Annotated in this window: 14 protein-coding genes and 1 pseudogene; 9 read left to right on the top strand and 6 right to left on the bottom strand. The window is 73.2% G+C overall.

Annotated elements, in window-relative coordinates:
* Window positions 1–35: 35 nt before the first annotated feature.
* The 4 genes and pseudogenes from ACFYST_RS13050 to ACFYST_RS13065 form a co-directional block, all read right to left on the bottom strand.
* Window positions 36–545, bottom strand: a complete 510-nt coding sequence (locus tag ACFYST_RS13050; RefSeq protein WP_387642825.1) for a hypothetical protein — start codon at window positions 543–545, stop codon at window positions 36–38.
* Between the two features lie 135 nt (window positions 546–680).
* A complete protein-coding gene (locus ACFYST_RS13055) occupies window positions 681–1,055 on the bottom strand; it encodes a DUF6973 domain-containing protein (RefSeq protein WP_387861939.1) in 375 nt (124 codons plus the stop codon).
* A 30-nt stretch (window positions 1,056–1,085) separates the two neighbouring features.
* A pseudogene (locus tag ACFYST_RS13060) lies at window positions 1,086–1,439 on the bottom strand (RHS repeat-associated core domain-containing protein); the annotation flags it as partial.
* Window positions 1,440–1,627: 188 nt separating this feature from the next.
* The gene (locus ACFYST_RS13065) at window positions 1,628–3,187 is read right to left on the bottom strand and encodes a CehA/McbA family metallohydrolase (RefSeq protein WP_387861742.1); all 1,560 of its coding nucleotides are present in this window, start codon (window positions 3,185–3,187) and stop codon (window positions 1,628–1,630) included.
* Between the two features lie 433 nt (window positions 3,188–3,620).
* Between ACFYST_RS13065 and ACFYST_RS13070 the strand changes: the two genes are divergently transcribed.
* The 7 genes from ACFYST_RS13070 to ACFYST_RS13100 all read left to right on the top strand — a co-directional run bounded on the left by ACFYST_RS13070 (window position 3,621) and on the right by ACFYST_RS13100 (window position 12,764).
* Window positions 3,621–5,354 (top strand): ATP-binding protein, encoded by a 1,734-nt coding sequence (locus ACFYST_RS13070; protein WP_387861744.1) that lies wholly within the window; start codon window positions 3,621–3,623, stop codon window positions 5,352–5,354.
* Complete coding sequence (locus ACFYST_RS13075; RefSeq protein ID WP_387642822.1) at window positions 5,351–5,758, top strand: roadblock/LC7 domain-containing protein; 408 nt, start codon at window positions 5,351–5,353, stop codon at window positions 5,756–5,758. Before ACFYST_RS13070 ends, ACFYST_RS13075 begins: the two co-directional genes overlap by 4 nt.
* Window positions 5,759–5,771: 13 nt before the next feature.
* A complete protein-coding gene (locus ACFYST_RS13080) occupies window positions 5,772–6,125 on the top strand; it encodes a DUF742 domain-containing protein (RefSeq protein ID WP_387642821.1) in 354 nt (117 codons plus the stop codon).
* Window positions 6,106–6,723, top strand: a complete 618-nt coding sequence (locus ACFYST_RS13085) for an ATP/GTP-binding protein (RefSeq protein ID WP_387642820.1) — start codon at window positions 6,106–6,108, stop codon at window positions 6,721–6,723. The genes ACFYST_RS13080 and ACFYST_RS13085 overlap by 20 nt, the downstream gene beginning before the upstream one ends.
* A gap of 145 nt (window positions 6,724–6,868) precedes the next feature.
* A complete protein-coding gene (locus ACFYST_RS13090) occupies window positions 6,869–8,314 on the top strand; it encodes a cytochrome P450 (protein WP_387861746.1) in 1,446 nt (481 codons plus the stop codon).
* A gap of 551 nt (window positions 8,315–8,865) precedes the next feature.
* Window positions 8,866–9,744 (top strand): helix-turn-helix domain-containing protein, encoded by an 879-nt coding sequence (locus ACFYST_RS13095; protein WP_387642818.1) that lies wholly within the window; start codon window positions 8,866–8,868, stop codon window positions 9,742–9,744.
* Between the two features lie 206 nt (window positions 9,745–9,950).
* A complete protein-coding gene (locus ACFYST_RS13100; protein ID WP_387861747.1) occupies window positions 9,951–12,764 on the top strand; it encodes an ATP-binding protein in 2,814 nt (937 codons plus the stop codon).
* A gap of 77 nt (window positions 12,765–12,841) precedes the next feature.
* Here ACFYST_RS13100 and ACFYST_RS13105 read toward each other — a convergent pair whose 3' ends face one another.
* Both ACFYST_RS13105 and ACFYST_RS13110 read right to left on the bottom strand, forming a co-directional pair.
* Window positions 12,842–13,552, bottom strand: a complete 711-nt coding sequence (locus ACFYST_RS13105; protein ID WP_387861748.1) for a lytic polysaccharide monooxygenase — start codon at window positions 13,550–13,552, stop codon at window positions 12,842–12,844.
* 127 nt (window positions 13,553–13,679) lie between these two features.
* Window positions 13,680–14,363, bottom strand: coding sequence for a class I SAM-dependent methyltransferase (locus ACFYST_RS13110; protein WP_387861750.1), 684 nt, complete (start codon window positions 14,361–14,363; stop codon window positions 13,680–13,682).
* 123 nt (window positions 14,364–14,486) lie between these two features.
* Here ACFYST_RS13110 and ACFYST_RS13115 point away from each other — a divergent pair, with 123 nt between their 5' ends.
* The gene (locus ACFYST_RS13115) at window positions 14,487–15,626 is read left to right on the top strand and encodes a sensor histidine kinase (RefSeq protein WP_387861752.1); all 1,140 of its coding nucleotides are present in this window, start codon (window positions 14,487–14,489) and stop codon (window positions 15,624–15,626) included.
* Window positions 15,627–15,709: 83 nt separating this feature from the next.
* Window positions 15,710–16,354 carry a response regulator gene (locus tag ACFYST_RS13120; RefSeq protein WP_387642813.1) on the top strand — a complete coding sequence of 215 codons (645 nt, stop codon included), beginning with the start codon at window positions 15,710–15,712 and terminating at the stop codon, window positions 16,352–16,354.
* Window positions 16,355–16,419: the final 65 nt, after the last annotated feature.

The raw sequence follows: 16,419 nt of genomic DNA on the forward strand, positions 1-16,419 counted from the left end.
GCGCCTGCTTCGTGGAGGCGGATTTCATCGTCGCATCAGTAACAGTGGAGCGGTGAACCATCGAGATTCGATCCCACCTGAACTCGGTACGCCCCAGCCTCGGGCTGGTATCCAGATCTCACCTTGAAGTCAATGGTCAGCTGGGCGCTACGGCCATCGATTTTTTTAGTGAGGCATATTCCCGCCACATCCTCCGGCGTTCCGGTCACATTCTCGCCAAGCGTCCAGCCCGCTTCGCTGGCCGCCTTTTTGTAATAGGACAGAATTTCCGCCCGTGGCCCAGGGTGTGCATAGGTGTGCGATGCGTAGATCCAGGGCTTCCCGGAGTCGCCGTCTACACATTCGGATTCATTGTTCGAATACCCGAGAGGATCTGGCTCGGTCGGCTCATTCGGCACGGATGAGCCGGGAGGCATGGCGCCGAGGATAGGAATTTCCTCGAGCTTTTGGAGCTGCGCGCCACTTCCCCCACAGCTCAACGACTGCGTAGTCGAGCACCCACTGAGTGGGGTGATCGCGAGCGCCATAGAAATGAGCACAACCATCTTACTGAATTTGCCGTGTGGCACATTTCCCCCTGCAGTCGATAGAAAGCGATGCACAAATGCACGGCGCCCGCCACTAAGTGGCGGGCGCCGATCGGAATGGCTCAGTTCGAAGATCAGGTCCTACTTGTCAGCCTACCTTGCCAGGTGGTTTTGATCATAGAGCCAGTTCCCGATTTTGTGCAGGTACTGGATCAGAAGGCCGCGATTGTTCCAATAGGTCATCTGCGAACGGTTCCAGGAACTGCTGACGAAGATGCGCGCCTTTCGGTTGTTGTACTGGTCGATGTCCGTGTCGCACCGCCTACCGGGGCGGCATTTCGCCTTTTCTCCGTATTCATGGGCGTCACCGAGCCTCTGAGCTGCTGTGGCGCCGACGAAGTACGTCAGAGTGGCCATCCAGATGAAGTGGCGCGCTGCATTGTTCCGGGACTCGCTGGTGCCGATCCTCCAGACGAGGATCTGGGAGAAGCAGGAGACCATGACGCAGCGGGCATAGCCGAGGCTCATGCACGCGCTCCATTCCTGGCTCGTCTTGCTGGTCCTGCCATCGAGGTCGTAGTGATTGACCGGATCGCCGTTGCCGTAGTCATAGGCGTTGGCGCTCCCTCCGGGGGCCGGGTCCTTGGTCAGGAATCGTCCGGTCGCCGGATCGTACAGGCGCAGCCCCATCAGAACGAGGCCGGTGGCGGTCTCGTCCGATCGCTGCTTTCCGCCCAACCATCCGTAGCGGGCCGGTTGCTGTCCGGCGCGCGGATTGCCGTACTCGTCTGCGTCGAGCACGGTTGGAGCCTGGGCGGTGTCGGCGGGGAGTTGAAGCGCCACGTCGACATGCAGGTTGGTGAACTGCAGGACGGTACCGCCGGTCCTGCCCGTCGTGGCGACGAGGTTTCCGTCCGGCCCCTGGAGGTTGCGGGTGACGGTTCCTGCGCTCAGCTCGTGCGCGAAGCCTGCAAAGGATCCGCGCAGCGCAGCGGCTGGTGCAGGCGGCGGGTCATGAGCTGATGTTGCGCAGGGTTGAGGCCTGAGCGCCACCGGCCACCGGTCGAGCGCGTCGACCGGTGAGCCTGGCTGACGGATCGTCAGGAAGTGTGCAGCACAATCGGGTTGGTGAGTGCCGCCATCGGACCCCACGGCAGGTCGGGGCCCATGGAGTTGCCCTTGCCCGGGGTGCCGTCCGGCTTGGGGTGGCGGACTTCGGCGCGGACGTAGGTGGCGAGGGAGGCGGTGGTGCGCCACGTCACGGTGGCGGTGCCGGTGGTGGGGAGGGGCTCCTGGTGGAGTTGGCCCTCGTCGGTGATGAGGCGGACGGTGCCGTTCGGGACGCCGGTGACGGTGAGGCGGACGTCGACGGGGGCGTCGGCGGGGACGGTGAGCCGTTCGCCGATGGTGGCTCGGCGGCCGTGGCCGGTGGCGGTGAACTCGAGCTGGACGGCGGCGGATTCGGCCAGCCAGGTGTGGCCGGCGCGGAGGGCGGTGAGGATGGCGGTGCGGTTGAGGTCGTCGGCGAGGACCACGTTGTGGGGGGTGCCGATGGGCTGGGGGGCGCTGTGGGCGTCGCTGTTGCCGAGGGCGGGGAGCCAGTTGCGGCCCTCGCGGAGGGCGGTGGCGAGGTTGGCGTCCCAGGTGTCGACGGCGGATTCGTCGTCGTACGTCCAGGGGCCGTTCCACACCTCGACGGCGTCGGTGTCCTGGTAGCCGAACTTCCACTGGCAGGCGACGTAAGGGCAGTAAGGGTGGGCGGCGACGACGAGGCCGCCGGAGCGGTGGACCTGGCGGGCGAAGCGGGGGAACTGGTCGTCGCGGGCCCGGTAGCGCCAGTCGACGAACTGGCCGGGGGCCAGGCCGAGGGCCAGCCAGTGGCCGTTGCGGGTGGTGATCTCCTCGCCGGGGACGATCAGTAGGTCGGGGCCGGCCAGTGGGCCCCAACTTCCGTGTGAGGACGAGGTGTTGTGGTCGGTGGAGACGATGAAGTCGAGGCCGGCGGCGCGTGCCCCGGCGGCGACCTCGGCGGGCAGCCGGCGGCCGTCGGAGTGCACCGTGTGCAGGTGGCAGTCGCCCCGGTACCAGGCGCGGCCGCGGCCGCGGGCCCGCTCCGGCGGGTAGGCGGGGACGAAGGCCGGGCCGGGCGGGCCGAACCGGAGGGTGACCTGAACGGTGTAGGCGAGTCCGGCGGGGGCGACCTGGTAGGGGCCGAGGACGACGTGCCAGGTGCCGGGGTTGATCGGTCCGGGGAGGTAGCCGGGGGTGGCGGCCTCGCGGGACAGGCTGAACTCGGTGCGGAAGCCGCCCGACCACCCGCGGAAGCCTTCGCCACCGAGGGCGGTGCCGCGTTCGTCGAAGATGCCGATGTCGCACGAGTTGCCCGGTGTGCCGGGCGGGACGGCCGGCCGGTCGTAGCTGTAGGAGACCGCGATCTCCCGTACACCGCGCGGTACTTCGAACGGGAGGTAGACGAAGTCCGGTGCGCCGGTGGGTAGTTGGCCGGTCAGGGTGAGCACCTGGTCCGAGGTGGCAGCGCGCGCCTGGCCGGTGGTGCCCGTCAGGGCGGCGGCGGCGCCGGTGGCCAGGCCGGTGCGCAGCACGGTGCGGCGATCGGTCAACTGGCGGTCGGTGGAAGGGAGATGGGGATCGGCGGGCATGGCGTTCTCCAGAGCGGTCGGCGTCGCCCGGCTGTCTACCCGCCGGGGTGAACCGCCGGTGAGGCGTGGCCCACCGGCAGGTGAGTACTCGGCGTGGTGACGGCGAACCGGTCATGGCCGAACGCGGCTGTAGCACCATCCGGGACGCGGCGCTGAAGGATTGCCGCGCGCGCCGCTCGTCCGGGTGAATCCGGGGCGGGGGGCCGTCGCGGGGTGCGTGGTGCGACAAGTCTGAGAGTCCCGGCGGGGGGCGCACGAACCGTTCGTCCGCGCGTTCGGGAATCCCCTGCTGGAAGGGGTAACTCTGCTGGTGGAAAGGCGTTCTGACGGGTCGTCAGAACCATTCGAGCCACCGGCTATGCTGCTTCGCGCCCGGGCCCCGCCGCACCGCCCGGACCCGCGTCTCCATCCCTTTGACCGTATGAGGACACCGATGCTTCGACCCGGATCGTCGCCAGGAAACCGGCTGCCCGCAGCCGTACTCGTCGGCCTGCTGCCCGCGGTCGTGACCGGCGTGACGGTGGCCCTCGCGGCGACCGCCGGGCCGGGGCAGGCGATCTCGGGGATTCTGCTGTGCGGTCTGGTGGGCGCCGCGGCCGTGGCGGCGGCAGGGCTCGAAGCGGTGCGCCGGGGCCGGGCGTTGGAGGAGGCGCGCGCGGCCGGCGCGCGGCAGGAGGAGGACGTGCTCCGGCGGCTCGCCCGCCAGCAGGCCGGCATGATCGACCTGGCCAAGCGGGAACTGCCCGAGGCGATCAACCGGCTCCAGCGCGGCGAGTTCATCACCGACGTGCTCCGCTCCTACGAGCAGCGCCACCTGGCCGACGTCGGCGAGGACTTCCACGAGGCCCGGCACACCGTGGTGCGCTCCGTCCTCGACGCCGTCGACAACGAGGAGGCGATGCGCGAGTCCACCCAGCGCGCGTTCGTGAACATCGCCCGCCGCGTGCAGGCGATCGTCCACCGGCAGGCCGTCGACCTGCGCGAGATGGAGATGCGGCACGGCGACATGCCCGCCGTCTTCAACGACCTGCTGTTGCTCGACCACGGCAACGCGCTGATCGGCCGCCTCGCCGACTCGATCGCCGTGCTCGGGGGTGCCCGACCCGGCCGCCAGTGGAGCCGGCCCGTCCCGCTGTACAGCGTGCTGCGCGGCGCCATGTCCCGGATCCTCGACTTCCGCCGGATCTCACTGCACCCGGTCTCCGAGGTCGCGATCGTCGGCCCCGCCGTCGAACCGCTGATCCACGCGCTGGCCGAACTGCTCGACAACGCCACCCGCTACTCGCCGCCGCAGACCGACGTCCACCTCACCGCCGTCGAGGTGCAGACCGGCATCGCGATCGAGATCGAGGACGGCGGCCTCAGCCTCGGCGAGGAGGGCCGGGCCAGGGCCGAACGGATGCTGGAGGAGGCGCAGTCCGGCATCGACCTCAACGACCTCGGCGAGACCCCGCGGCTCGGCCTCGCCGTGGTCGGCCGGCTGTCCCGCATGTACGGCTTCCAGGTGTCGCTGCGCCCGTCCGCGTACGGCGGCGTGCGGGCCGTGCTGATCGTTCCGCAGCGGTACATCACCACCGCGCCCGCGCCCGCCCGGGCCCACGGCATCGGCCGGATGGCCAGCGGCCACCCGGCGGCGAACCGCAGGACGGACATGCACCCGGGGAACCCGGTGTGGACGCCGCCCGCCGGCGAGCCCGCCACCGAGCCGGCCACTGAGCCGGCCCCGGCCCCCGTCCCCGCCCCGGCCGTCCCGACCCACACGCCGTCCGGCGGATTCGCCGCCGCCTCGGCCTTCCCGGCCGCCGGAGGCTCCGCCGCAGCCCGGCCGCGGGTGCCCGCGCCGTCCCGGTCCCCGTTCCCGTCCCCGTTCCCGGGCGAGGACGACTACCCGGTGGTGACCGAGCGGACCGCCAACGGCCTGCCGCAGCGCCGCCGCCACGCCCCGCCGCTGCGCGGCACGGTCGGGCTCGGCGCCCCCCGGCCGCGGCGGGCCACCGCACCCGCTCCCGCGCAGGCATCAGCACCCGTACCCGCGCCCGTCGCCGAGCCGGTTCAGCCCGGCCTGTGGCTGGCCGCGTTCACCGAGGGCGTCAACGGCACCGCGCCCGGCGCCCCGGCGGACGGCCACCACGCCAGTGAAGAGTCAGCAGGGAAAGGCGAGAAGTGATTCAGCAACGGACCAACATGGACTGGATGCTCAGGGACCTCGCGGAGAGCGTCCCGCACGCCCGGCACGCCATCGTCCTGTCGGCCGACGGCCTGCGGCTGGCCCAGCACGGCACCGACCCGGACACCGCCGACCGGCTGGCCGCAGCCTGCGCCGGACTGCAGAGCCTGGCGCACGCGGTGGGCAGCGAATTCCCGCACGGCGACGGCCGGATGCGGCTGGTGGTGATCGAGGTCGGCGGCGGTTTTTTCTACCTGATGGCGGCCGGCTCCCGGGCGTTCCTCGCGGTGCTCGCCGACGAGGGCGTGGACGCGGGACTGGTCGGCCAGCGGATGCGCGACCTGGTCGCGCGGATCGGCGAGCACCTCACCACACCGGCCCGCACCGGCGAACAGCTCGCGTGAGTCGGCGTCCCCGATGAGCAACCAGGACTGGGAACAGGTCGGCCCCGAGCGGTACTTCGTGATCGGCCGGGGGCGCGACGGGCAGCCCGCCGCGACGGACTTCGACCTGGTCACGCTGATCCTCGCCCGTTCCCGGCCCGAGCCCGCCATGCCGCCCGAGCACGCGGCGATCCTGCGGATCTGCGGCTCGCCGCTGTCGGTGGCCGAGATCTCCGCGTACCTGCGACTGCCGAACAGCCTGGTCATCGACCTGCTGACCGAACTGTTCGGCGCACGCCGGATCGAGGCGCGCGCCCCGATCCCGCCGGCCGACCTTCCCGACCTTTCCCTGTTGGAGGCAGTGATCCATGGACTTCAGCGGCTCTGAGCCGGTGCGCGGGCCGCGCGAGGCCGACCTGCTCCCGGCCACGGTGGCCGCCGCCGTCAAGGTCGTCGTGGTCGGCGGCTTCGGGGTCGGCAAGACCACCCTGGTCGGCTCGGTCAGCGAGATCCGCCCGCTGACCACCGAGGAGACCATGACCGAGGCCGGCGTCGGCATCGACGACCTGGCCGGGGTGGAACGCAAGCGCGCCACCACCGTGGCGATGGACTTCGGCCGGATCACCATCAGCGAGGAGCTGGTGCTGTACGTCTTCGGGACCCCCGGCCAGGAACGCTTCTGGTTCCTCTGGAACGGCCTGTTCGAAGGCGCGCTCGGTGCGGTCGTGCTGGTCGACACCCGCCGCCTGGAGGCCGGGTTCGACGTGCTGGGCCGGCTGGAGGACCGCGGCGTGCCGTTCGTCGTCGCCGTCAACTCCTTCCCCGAGTCCCCGGCCTACCCGCTCGACGAACTGCGCGCCGCGCTCGACCTGCCGTCGCACGTGCCGATCGTCGAGTGCGACGCCCGCGCCCGGGAGTCGGGCCGCGACGTGCTGATGGCGCTGATGCGCTACCTGTACGACCTCGCGGCCCAGCCCGTCGGCTGAAGCCCGGCCCGTGGGCTGATGCCCAGCCCGTCGGCTGAAGCCCAGCCCGTCGGCTGAAGCCCGGCCCGCCGGTTGAAGCCCGGCCCGCCGGTTGAAGCCCCACACGTCCGTTGACGTCCTGCACCGTACCGATCGGAGACCTCCCGTGATCCCCGAAGAGCGCACGTACAACGGCGCCGTCCCCCCGCCCGGCTGCCCGGCCCACGGCGCCACCCCGCTCCAACGGAGCGACCTGCGGCGGCTGTTCGGGCCGGAGGCCGAGGCCGACCCGGTCGGCCTGTACGAGAAGCTGCGCGCCGAGCACGGCGACGTCGCGCCCGTCCTGCTGCACGGCGACCTGCCGGCCTGGCTGGTGCTCGGCTACTCCGCCAACCTCACCGCGATGCGCACCCCCTCCCGGTTCTCCCGCGACTCCCGCCGCTGGACCGAGTTCCAGGAGGGCCGGGTCGCCCCCGACTCGCCGGTGCTGCCGGTGATCGCCTGGCAGCCGACCTGCTCGTTCGTCGACGGCGAGGAGCACCGGCGGCTGCGCACCGCCGTCACCGACGGCCTGAACGGCTTCGACCGGCGCGGCATGCGGCGTTACGTCACCCGCTTCGCCGACCAGCTGATCGCCGAGTTCGGCGGCACCGGCCGGGCCGACCTGGTCTCCCAGTTCTCCGAGCACCTGCCAATGCTGGTGATGACCCAACTGGTCGGCATGCCCGAGGAGTACGGCCCGCGGCTGGTCGAGGCCGCCCGCGACCTGGTCCGGGGCACCGAGACCGCCGTCGCCTCCAACGAGTACGTGGTGGAGTCGCTGCGCCGCACCATGGACCGCAAGCGCTCCGCCCCCGGATCGGACCTGGTCACCCGGCTGATGGAGCACGAGTCCGGCCTGAGCGAGGACGAGGTGCTCCAGCACCTGCGGTCGGTGCTGCTGGCGGCCAACGAGACCACCATCAACCTGATCTCCGAGACGCTGAAGATGGTGCTCACCGACGGCCGTTTCCGTGCCCACCTGTCCGGCGGGCAGATGACCCTGCCGGACGCGCTCGACCAAGTCCTGTGGGACGCACCGCCGTTCATGCTGGTCCCGGGTCGCTGGGCGACCGGCGACACCGAGCTCGCGGGCCGTAGCATCAAGGCCGGCGACATGCTGCTGATCGGCCTCGCCGCCGGAAACGCCGATCCGGCGGTGCGGCCGGACCTGAACAAGCCGCTGTTCGGCAACCGTTCGCACCTGGCGTTCGGCAGCGGCCCGCACGAGTGCCCCGGCCAGGAGATCGGCCGGGCGATCGCCGAGACCGGTATCGACATTCTGCTCACCCGGCTGCCGGACCTCCAACTGGCGGTCGAGGAGGACGAGTTGGTCTGGCGCGGGAACTGGATGTCGCGGCACCTGACCGGGCTGCCGGTCAGCTTCACCCCGCGCCACGCGCTGCAGCCGCAGGACCCGACCACCACGGCCAGCGCCCCGGTGATCTCCACCCCCGTGCCCGCGCCGCCCACCCCGCCCGCCGGGTACGCTCCGCCGGTCGAGCCCGTGCGCGCGGTGCCGGAGCAGCGTCGCGGCTGGTGGGCCGGCCTGTGGGCGAAGCTGGTGGGCTGACACGCGGCCCACCCCGGTGCCGGGGCGTTGACGTCGGCGCGGGGCCCGGGGCTTGTCCGGCCGATCCTGCCGGGTGCGTGCCGCCGGAACCCCACCCCCAGTCCGCAACGACTGGGGAGACGCGCTGATCCGACAAGATCGGCCGGACAGAACCTAGTCGTGCGGAATTCGGTGGGCATCGGTCGAATGACCAGTCGCCGTGACCTGCTCCGCCCGCCGGCCGGCCCCGGGTGGGAGGGCATCGTCGCAGGTCAGGGCGGGTTTCGGCGGCTTGGCGGGTGGCCGGTGAGTCGCCGGTCCGCGTGGGCGGGCGGTTGGCCGCCGCCGTTCCGGGCGGATAGGAATGCTGTCAGGACGAGGGGGCGCGACGCAGCCCGGACGGAATCCGACCGGTGCGCTCCTCGGCCGCCCCTTCCAGGCTCGGACCGTTGCCGGGTGTGAACCTTCGGAGCACCGATCCCGCACCGGTCGGACGTATTCGAACCTTCACGTGGCGCGAGAGCCGGTCGGGGCCTGTACCGACCTCTGGAACGACACGATGGGACCCTTCCATGCACCACTCGGGCACCAACGCACTCCTGTCCGCCCCCAGCGCTCTCTCGGCATTCGTCCCGGCGCCGCGGCCTGCCCCGGAGGCGGGCTCCGGCGGCGGCATCCTCGACCTGCTGCCCGCATCGGCGGGCGCCGCCGCCGAGCAGTGCGTCTACGTCACGCTGCACCTGGCCGGGCGGGCGGTCCTGCGCCGCCCGCACGCCGAACTGCCCGTCGTACCGGGCGATCTGGTGATCAGTGGCGGTCGGTACCCGGCGAACCTGCTGCGGGGGGCCGACTGCGCGAGCCGGATGTACCGGGTGCCGTGCAAGGTGCTGGGGATCTCCGCGGCCGAGGTGCGGGCCGCCGGCACCCTGCTCGCCCCGGGCTCCACCGGGACCGGGGCGCTGGCCTCGCAGTTCCTCGCCGCGCTGGGCGAACACTCCGACCGCCTCGCCCCGCTGGCCCGGATCCGGCTGGCCCGCAGCACTGCCGACCTGCTCGCACTCCTGATCACGGACCTGCTGGACCAGGACGACCCGGGCCGGGCGGGCGGCTCCGCCGAACTGCTCGCCCGGATCCGGGCCCACATCGAGCAGAACCTGGGCGACCCCGAGCTGTCGCCGGAGTCCGTCGCGGGCGCCCTCTGCATCTCGGTCCGCTACCTCCACCGGCTGTTCCAGCAGGACGGCACGACGGTCGGCCAGTGGATCCGCCACCGCCGCCTGGAAGCCTGCCGCCGCGACCTGGACCGGCCGGCGAACCGCCGGGTGCCGGTGGCGGTCGTCGCGGGTCGCTGGGGATTCATCAGCGCATCGCACTTCAGCAGGGTGTTCCGCGAGGTCTACGGCCTGACCCCCAGCCAGTGGCAGGGCCGCGCCGACACCCGCCCCGCCTGATCCTCTCCGCGCGCGGAACCGACCTCCCGCGCACTCTTCGCGCGCGGAACCGACCTCTCCGCGCACTCTCCGTGTACGGAACTGGCCTCACAGCGCACTGCGGGGCGTCCGGTGCCGTCCACGCACAGCTGCCGGCGGGTGGCCGGGGCGCCGCGTGGCAGGATGGCCGGGACCAGACGGATCCGAAGAACGACGAGGCCAGCGACGTGACGACCGCCCCTGCCGGCGCCGACCTGAGGGGCCCGCGCAGGCCGTCCGGGGTCTCGGCGGCCGTCCGACCCCAGCTGCCGGCGGAGCAGCCACTGCTCGGCCGCGAAGGTGAGCGGGCCAGGATCGGCGAGTTGGTCGAGACGGCGGTCGGCGCGGGCCGGGGGCCGTCCGTGCTGGTGCTGACCGGTGAACCCGGCGCCGGGAAGACGTCGCTGCTCGACCAGGCCGCCGAGCAGGCGGCCGCGCGGGGTGCGCTGGTGCTGCGGGCCCGCGGTAGCGAGAGCGAGCACGGGATCGGCCTGGCCGCGCTGCACCAGCTGCTGCGGCCGCTGCTGGCCGGTGCCGGGCGGCTTCCGGAGATCCAGCGCCGGGCCGTGCGCGGCGCGTTCGGCATCGGGGCCCGGGCCGGGGAGCCGGTCGATCCGCTGCACCTGCGGGTCGGTGTCGCGACCCTGGTCGGTGACGCCGCCGTCCGGCAGCCGCTGCTGCTGGTGGTCGACGACCTCCAGTGGCTGGACCTCGGTTCGCTGGACCTGCTGGCCTTCGTCGCGCGCCGACTGGACGGCGAGGCCGCCGCGCTGCTGGCCGCCGCCCGCGAGGACACCGTTCCGCTGCGGTTCGACCGGGACTTCCCGCAGCTGGCCGCCGGGCCGCTGGACCGGGCCTCGGCCGGGCTGCTGCTGGACGCCCAGCCCGTTCCGCCGTCCGGCCGGGCCCGGTCCCGGATCCTCCAGGAGGCGGCCGGGAACCCGCTGGCCCTGGTGGAGCTCAGCCGTGCCCTCGCCCACGGCCGCGCCGAGTCCGGCGGCAGCCGGACGCTGCCGCTGACCAAGCGGCTGGAGAACCTGTTCGCCGCGGACCTCCCGGACCTGCCGCCGGACACCCGCCGGGCCCTGCTGCTCACCGCGGCCACCGACACCGGCGAGCTGTCCGACGTGGTCGGCGCCGCCGGCGGCCTGGACTGCCTGGCGGCGCTGGAGCCCGCCGAACGCGCCGGGCTGGTCCGCGTCCAGGACGGTCTGCTGCGGCTGCGGCACCCGCTGGTCCGGTCCGCGATCTACGGGGCGGCGTCCTTCACCGAACGCCGATCCGCCCACCTGGCGCTGGCGGGCGCGCTCGGCCACGAACCCGACCGGCGGGCCTGGCACCTGGCCGCCGCCGCGACCGGCCCGGACGCCGAGGTTGCCGACGCGCTCGCCGGCAGCGCCGAACGCGCCCGCAGCCGGGGCGGGCACGCGGCCGCCGCGGCCGCCCTGGAACGCGCCGCCGACCTCACACCGGACCCGGAGCTGCGCTGCCGGCGGCTGCTGGCGGCCGCCCAGTCCGCGATGTTCGGCGGGCATCCGCAGTGGGTGGGCGAGTTGACCGCCCGGGTGCCCGCGACCACCGACCGGCCGGAGCTCCGCGCCCAGGCGGGCGTGCACTCCGGCTGGGCGCTCGGCGTGACGCTCCGTCATGATGCGGCCCTGGAGGCCCTGTTGGCGGTCGCCGAGCAGCACTCGGCGACTTTGCCCGGGCTCGCGTTCAACGCGCTCAGCGTGGCCGCAACCTCCGCGTACGCCTCCGGAGACCCCTTCTACCGGTCCGAACTGCGGCGGCTGGCCGAGCCGTTGACGGACGTGCCGGACGCGGTCGGCCGCGCCTGGCTCGCCGCCGCGACCGCCGACCGGGCCCGCGCGCTGGAGCTGTTCGTGGCGGCCCGCGCAACGATGCGGGAGGACGACCTGGGCCACCTCGTCGTCCTCGGCGGCACCGCCTGGTGCCTGGACGAGACGGAGCCCGCCATGGAGCTGCTCGGCCGCGCCCTGGACCAGCTCCGCCGGGCGGGTACGGCCGGCACCAACGCCACCGTCTCGCAGGCACTCGCGCTCGCCCAGTACGAGTCGGGGGCCTGGACGGCCGCGCGCAACAGCACCGAGGACACCCTGTGGATGGCCGCCGAGGCGGGCGCCGACCTGTCCGCCACCGGCACCCGGATCCTGCAGGCCACCCTGGACGCCCGGCAGGGCGACCCGGCGGCCCGGGAGCGGGCCGAGGCGGCGGTGCGCGGCCTCGACCTGCGCCGCTCGCTGGCCCTCCAGGTGCGCCATCGGGTGGCACTGTCGATCGCCGCCACCGCCGCCGGTGACCACGCCGAGGCGTACCGGCAGATCCGGGCCGTGTTCACCCGCGACATCCGGCCCCGGCCGGTGCACTACCACGCCTCGCTGTACTACCTGGGCGATCTGGCGGCGGCCGCCGTGCACGCCGACGAGGCCGCGGACGCCCGTGCGGTGCTGGAGTCCGTCCAGCCCGACCTCGGCGAGGACCGCTCGCCGCGACTGCACGCGATCGCCGAGCGGGCGGCGGCGCTGCTGGCCGAGGGCGAGGACGCGGAACGGCACTTCCGGGCGGCGCTGGCGGATCCGGCCGGGGACAACTGGCCGTTCGAGCGGGCGCTGGCCCAACTGGACCACGCGGAGTGGCTGCGGCGCCGACGCCGGTCCGCGGAGGCCCGGCCGCTGCTCGGAGCGGCGCTCGAGACCTTCCGGCGCCTGGACGCCGGGCCGTGGCGCGACCGCGCAGCCGCCGAACTGCGGGCGGCCGGTGCGGACGTGTCGACCGCCGACGCCGGCGCGTCGCAGGATCCGCTCACCCCGCAGGAACAGCGGATCGCCGAACTCGCCGCCCGGGGGCTGACCAACCGGGACATCGCCGCCCGGCTGTACCTGTCGCCGCGCACCGTCGGCTACCACCTGCGGAAGGTGTTCGCCAAGCTCGGCATCCGGGCGCGGGCCCAACTGCGGGACGCGCTGGGCGGGATCGACTGACCGTCATTCGTTCGGCCGCCCGGAGACCCTCCCCCACAGGGGGTCGCCGGGCGGCCGTTCCGATTCAGGGGCGGCTGCTACTTGCAGGCCCCGAGGTCCTCCCAGACGCCCCACTGGCCGGTGCTGCCGGGCTGTTCGCCCTGGGTCCACCACTTGGCGCGCCAGTTGTGGTTGCCGTAGGAGGCGCTGTCGCCGCCGTTGTAGACCCGGGCCGGGTCCCACGCCGCGGCCGTGCAACTGCCGTTGCCGCCACCGGGGTTGCCGCCGCCGGTGCCGCCGATGTTGACGTCGATGCAGGAGTAGAACGCGTTCGCGGTGTCGGAGACGTTCCACACCGCGAGGACCTTCTGCCGGCCGGTGTAGCTGCCGAAGTTCACCTGGTGGCTGACGTCCGCCGGGGGCTGGGCGTTGTTGCCGGAGAACTGGGCGATCAACCGGTTTCCGATGAAGTACTGCCAGTTCGCGGTGGCGTGACGGGCCGTCAGGTGCCAGCTGAAGGTCTGGGTGGAGGACGCGTTGGCGACCTGCCAGCCCTTGGAGTCGTCGTCCAGCTCCGCGTACTCGGAGTGGCCGCCGGAGCAGCTGAACAGGCCCTTCGGGCCCTCGACGCTCTGCGGTTCGTACTTGATCTGCCCGCAGACCACGACCTCGTTGGCGCACTGCGCCTGGCGGCTGGCCGGGTCGGTGACCCAGCCGTGGGCGCTGGCGGTGCCGGCCGACATGGTCAGCCCGAGCAGCGGGGCGACCAGCGCGCCGATCGCGGCGGTCACCTTTCTGTCTGCCTTCATCTCTCTTTGCCTCCTGATGTGGGGTCAGGGCGCGCCTCCCGGCAACCGATCGGGGCGGGGCCGGGGGAGCGGTCATAGGTCTAGACCGGATGCGCCGAGGGAGACGATAGCGGCGTGGCGGGCGCGGTCAAGAGGTCGCGCCGGACGGGTGTTCGGGCAACCCGGGCAGGTGCAGCTGCCAGACCCGGGCCGGGGGCAGGTTCGCCAGCACGGTGCGGCTGCCGGTCGCGCCGGCCCGCAGGTGGGCGGCCACGGTGCGCTCCACCACGGCGTGCCGGTGGAGCTCGGCGCGGGTGGCGAACAGCGCCCGGGCGCGACGGGTGCCGAGGTAGGCGAACCAGGTCAACGTCCCACCAGGGTGCAGAAGTTCGAGGTAGCGGGCCATGATGCGATCGACCTGCGCGGGCGTGAAGTTGGTCAGCGGCAGACCGGAGACGATCACGTCGTAGCGCCGGTCGGTGGCCAGTTCCTCCACGTACGCCTGGTGCACCGTCACCCGGGTGGCGGCCTGCGCGGGCACCAGGTCGCGCAGCCGGGCGGCGAAGCGCGGATTGGCCTCGACCACGTCCAGGCGGCTGCCGCGCGGGAGTTGGGGCAGCAGGACGCGGGTGACGGCGCCGGTGCCCGCGCCGGCCTCCAGGACGTCGATCGGGTGCGGGGCGCGGACCCGCACCGGGGCGGTCAGCGCCCGGGCGAGGGCCCGGCTGCTGGGGGCGACCGCGCCGGTGGTGCGCAGGTCGCGGACGGCTTCGCGGAGGAACGCCAGACCGTCGGCCCGGGGCCGCGGCGGCGGAGTGCTCTGATCGGTCATGCCTTCGACGCTAGGAACGCGAAGCGCCCCGGCGATCCGCCGTCGGGCGGCCGTCGGTACCGACGAAAGTCGGTGGTGGGTACGGCCGTTCGGCGATCCCACCGGCCGGGAAGACTGCCTAGCATGGACGCCGTGACGTGGTGGAAGAGCCCACTGTGGGCGATCGCCGGACGGGCGGCGGTGCTGACCTTCCTGGTGGTGGCGATCAACCAGAACAGCGCCAAACTCGGCTACGAGAGCGAGCGGTTGAAGCTCACCCTGGCCGCGGCGTGCTGTGCCGCGTGTCTGACGGTTCCTCAACTACGTTTGAAAGTAGCGCCGGTGGTGACCGTGGTGTTCACCGCATGGTGGGGCTGGCTGGTCGATCTGCTGCTCGCCGCGGTGATGTTCGACCTGGCGGTGGCCCGGCGGACCAGGCTCGCGCTGCTCTGCGCCGCGCTCGCGCTGGCCGGCAACCTGGCGGGCCCGCGGGCCGCCTCGGTGTGGGTCGGGCAGCGGTGGATGTCCACGCTGACGGTGCTGCTGTTCGGGCTGGTGCTCGGCCTGTGGCAGGGCAACCGGCGCCGCCTGGTGCAGACCCTGGGCGGGCAGGTCGAACAGTTGCGGGTGGAGACCCGGCTGCGGGAGGACGCGGCACGTGCCGCCGAACGGTCCCGGATCGCCGCCGAGATGCACGACGTCCTCGCCCACCGGCTCAGCCTCATCGCTCTGCACACCGGCGTCCTCGCCACCCGCGGGGCCCAGTTGCCCGGCCCGGTCGCCGACCGGCTGGCCATCCTCCGCACCACCTCCGTCGAGGCGCTCACCGACCTGCGCGAGGTGCTCGGCGCGCTCCACGACCCGCAAGCGGTAGCGGCCGACGCGCCCGCCGTCCGCGAGGTCGCCGCGCTGGTCGAGGACGCCCGCGCCGCCGGGCAGCAGGTCGCGCTGACCGTCACCGGCCGGGGCCCGGACGCGCCGACCACGCACCGGCTGGCCGCCTACCGGATCGTCCAGGAGGCGCTCACCAACGCCCGCAAGCACGCCGACGGGGCGCAGGTCGAGGTCCGGGTCGACTACCGGCCGCCCGCCACCCTGGTCGAGGTCACCAACGGCGCGGGCACCGCCGTGTCCACCGCCGTCGACTCCGGCTACGGCCTGGTCGGCCTGCGCGAACGCGTCACCGCGCTCGGCGGCCGGCTCGACGCCGGCCCGGCCGGCACCGGTTCCTGGCGGCTGTCCGCCCGCCTCCCGCACCCCGCGGCGAAGGACGGCTCCGCATGAGCCGCGCTCCGGCGGCCCGCCCGGGTGTGGGGGTGCTCGCGTCGGCACATGCTTTCCGTTCCACCGCTCGAAGGGCGGCTTCGATGATTCGCACCCTGGTCGTCGACGACGACGCACTGGTCCGCCTCGGCCTCACCGACCTGCTCGACGGCGACCCCGGCATCGAGGTGGCCGCGCAGGCCGCCGACGGCCTCCAGGCGATCGAACGGGCAAGCGCTTTCCGCATCGACGTCGCCCTGGTCGACATCCGGATGCCCCGGATGGACGGCATCACCGCCACCGCCCGGCTGCGCGCCCTGCCGTCGCCGCCGAAGGTGATCGTGCTGACCACCTTCGACCTCGACCGGTACGTCTACGACGCGCTGGCCGCCGGCGCCGACGGGTTCCTGCTGAAGGACACCGACCCCGCCGAGATCCTGCGTGCCGTCCACCTGGTCGCGGCCGGCTCCGCGATGCTGCACCCCGCCGCCGCGCGCCGTGTCATCGACCGCTACCACGCGAGCGGCCGCACCGCCGCGACCGCCGCCCGGGCCCGCCTGGAGCGGCTCACCCCGCGCGAACGCGACGTGCTGGCGCTGCTCGCCGAGGGCCTCGCCAACGCAGACATCGCCGAGCGCCTCGCGATGCGGGAGAGCACCGTCAAGGCGCACGTCAGCCGGATCCTCACCGCGCTCGCCGTCACCAACCGCGTCCAGGCGGCACTGCTGGCCCGGGACGCGGCCGGCTGACGGAACGGCGAACCCCGCCGACCGCAGGGGTGCGTTCGACGGGGTTGGCGGCACAGGCAGTCGGA

The sequence above is a fragment of the Kitasatospora sp. NPDC004614 genome, from assembly GCF_042873675.1.
GTDB lineage: Bacteria > Actinomycetota > Actinomycetes > Streptomycetales > Streptomycetaceae > Kitasatospora.

Excerpts from the sequence above, each read along its gene's own strand:
- ACFYST_RS13110 (WP_387861750.1), bottom strand. The coding sequence starts at position 14,363 with ATGACCGATCAGAGCACTCCGCCGCCGCGGCCCCGGGCCGACGGTCTG.
- ACFYST_RS13095 (WP_387642818.1), top strand. The coding sequence starts at position 8,866 with ATGCACCACTCGGGCACCAACGCACTCCTGTCCGCCCCCAGCGCTCTC.
- ACFYST_RS13115 (WP_387861752.1), top strand. The coding sequence starts at position 14,487 with ATGGACGCCGTGACGTGGTGGAAGAGCCCACTGTGGGCGATCGCCGGA.
- ACFYST_RS13105 (WP_387861748.1), bottom strand. The coding sequence starts at position 13,552 with ATGAAGGCAGACAGAAAGGTGACCGCCGCGATCGGCGCGCTGGTCGCC.
- ACFYST_RS13120 (WP_387642813.1), top strand. The coding sequence starts at position 15,710 with ATGATTCGCACCCTGGTCGTCGACGACGACGCACTGGTCCGCCTCGGC.
- ACFYST_RS13085 (WP_387642820.1), top strand. The coding sequence starts at position 6,106 with ATGGACTTCAGCGGCTCTGAGCCGGTGCGCGGGCCGCGCGAGGCCGAC.
- ACFYST_RS13080 (WP_387642821.1), top strand. The coding sequence starts at position 5,772 with ATGAGCAACCAGGACTGGGAACAGGTCGGCCCCGAGCGGTACTTCGTG.
- ACFYST_RS13065 (WP_387861742.1), bottom strand. The coding sequence starts at position 3,187 with ATGCCCGCCGATCCCCATCTCCCTTCCACCGACCGCCAGTTGACCGAT.
- ACFYST_RS13050 (WP_387642825.1), bottom strand. The coding sequence starts at position 545 with ATGGTTGTGCTCATTTCTATGGCGCTCGCGATCACCCCACTCAGTGGG.
- ACFYST_RS13070 (WP_387861744.1), top strand. The coding sequence starts at position 3,621 with ATGCTTCGACCCGGATCGTCGCCAGGAAACCGGCTGCCCGCAGCCGTA.
- ACFYST_RS13055 (WP_387861939.1), bottom strand. The coding sequence starts at position 1,055 with ATGAGCCTCGGCTATGCCCGCTGCGTCATGGTCTCCTGCTTCTCCCAG.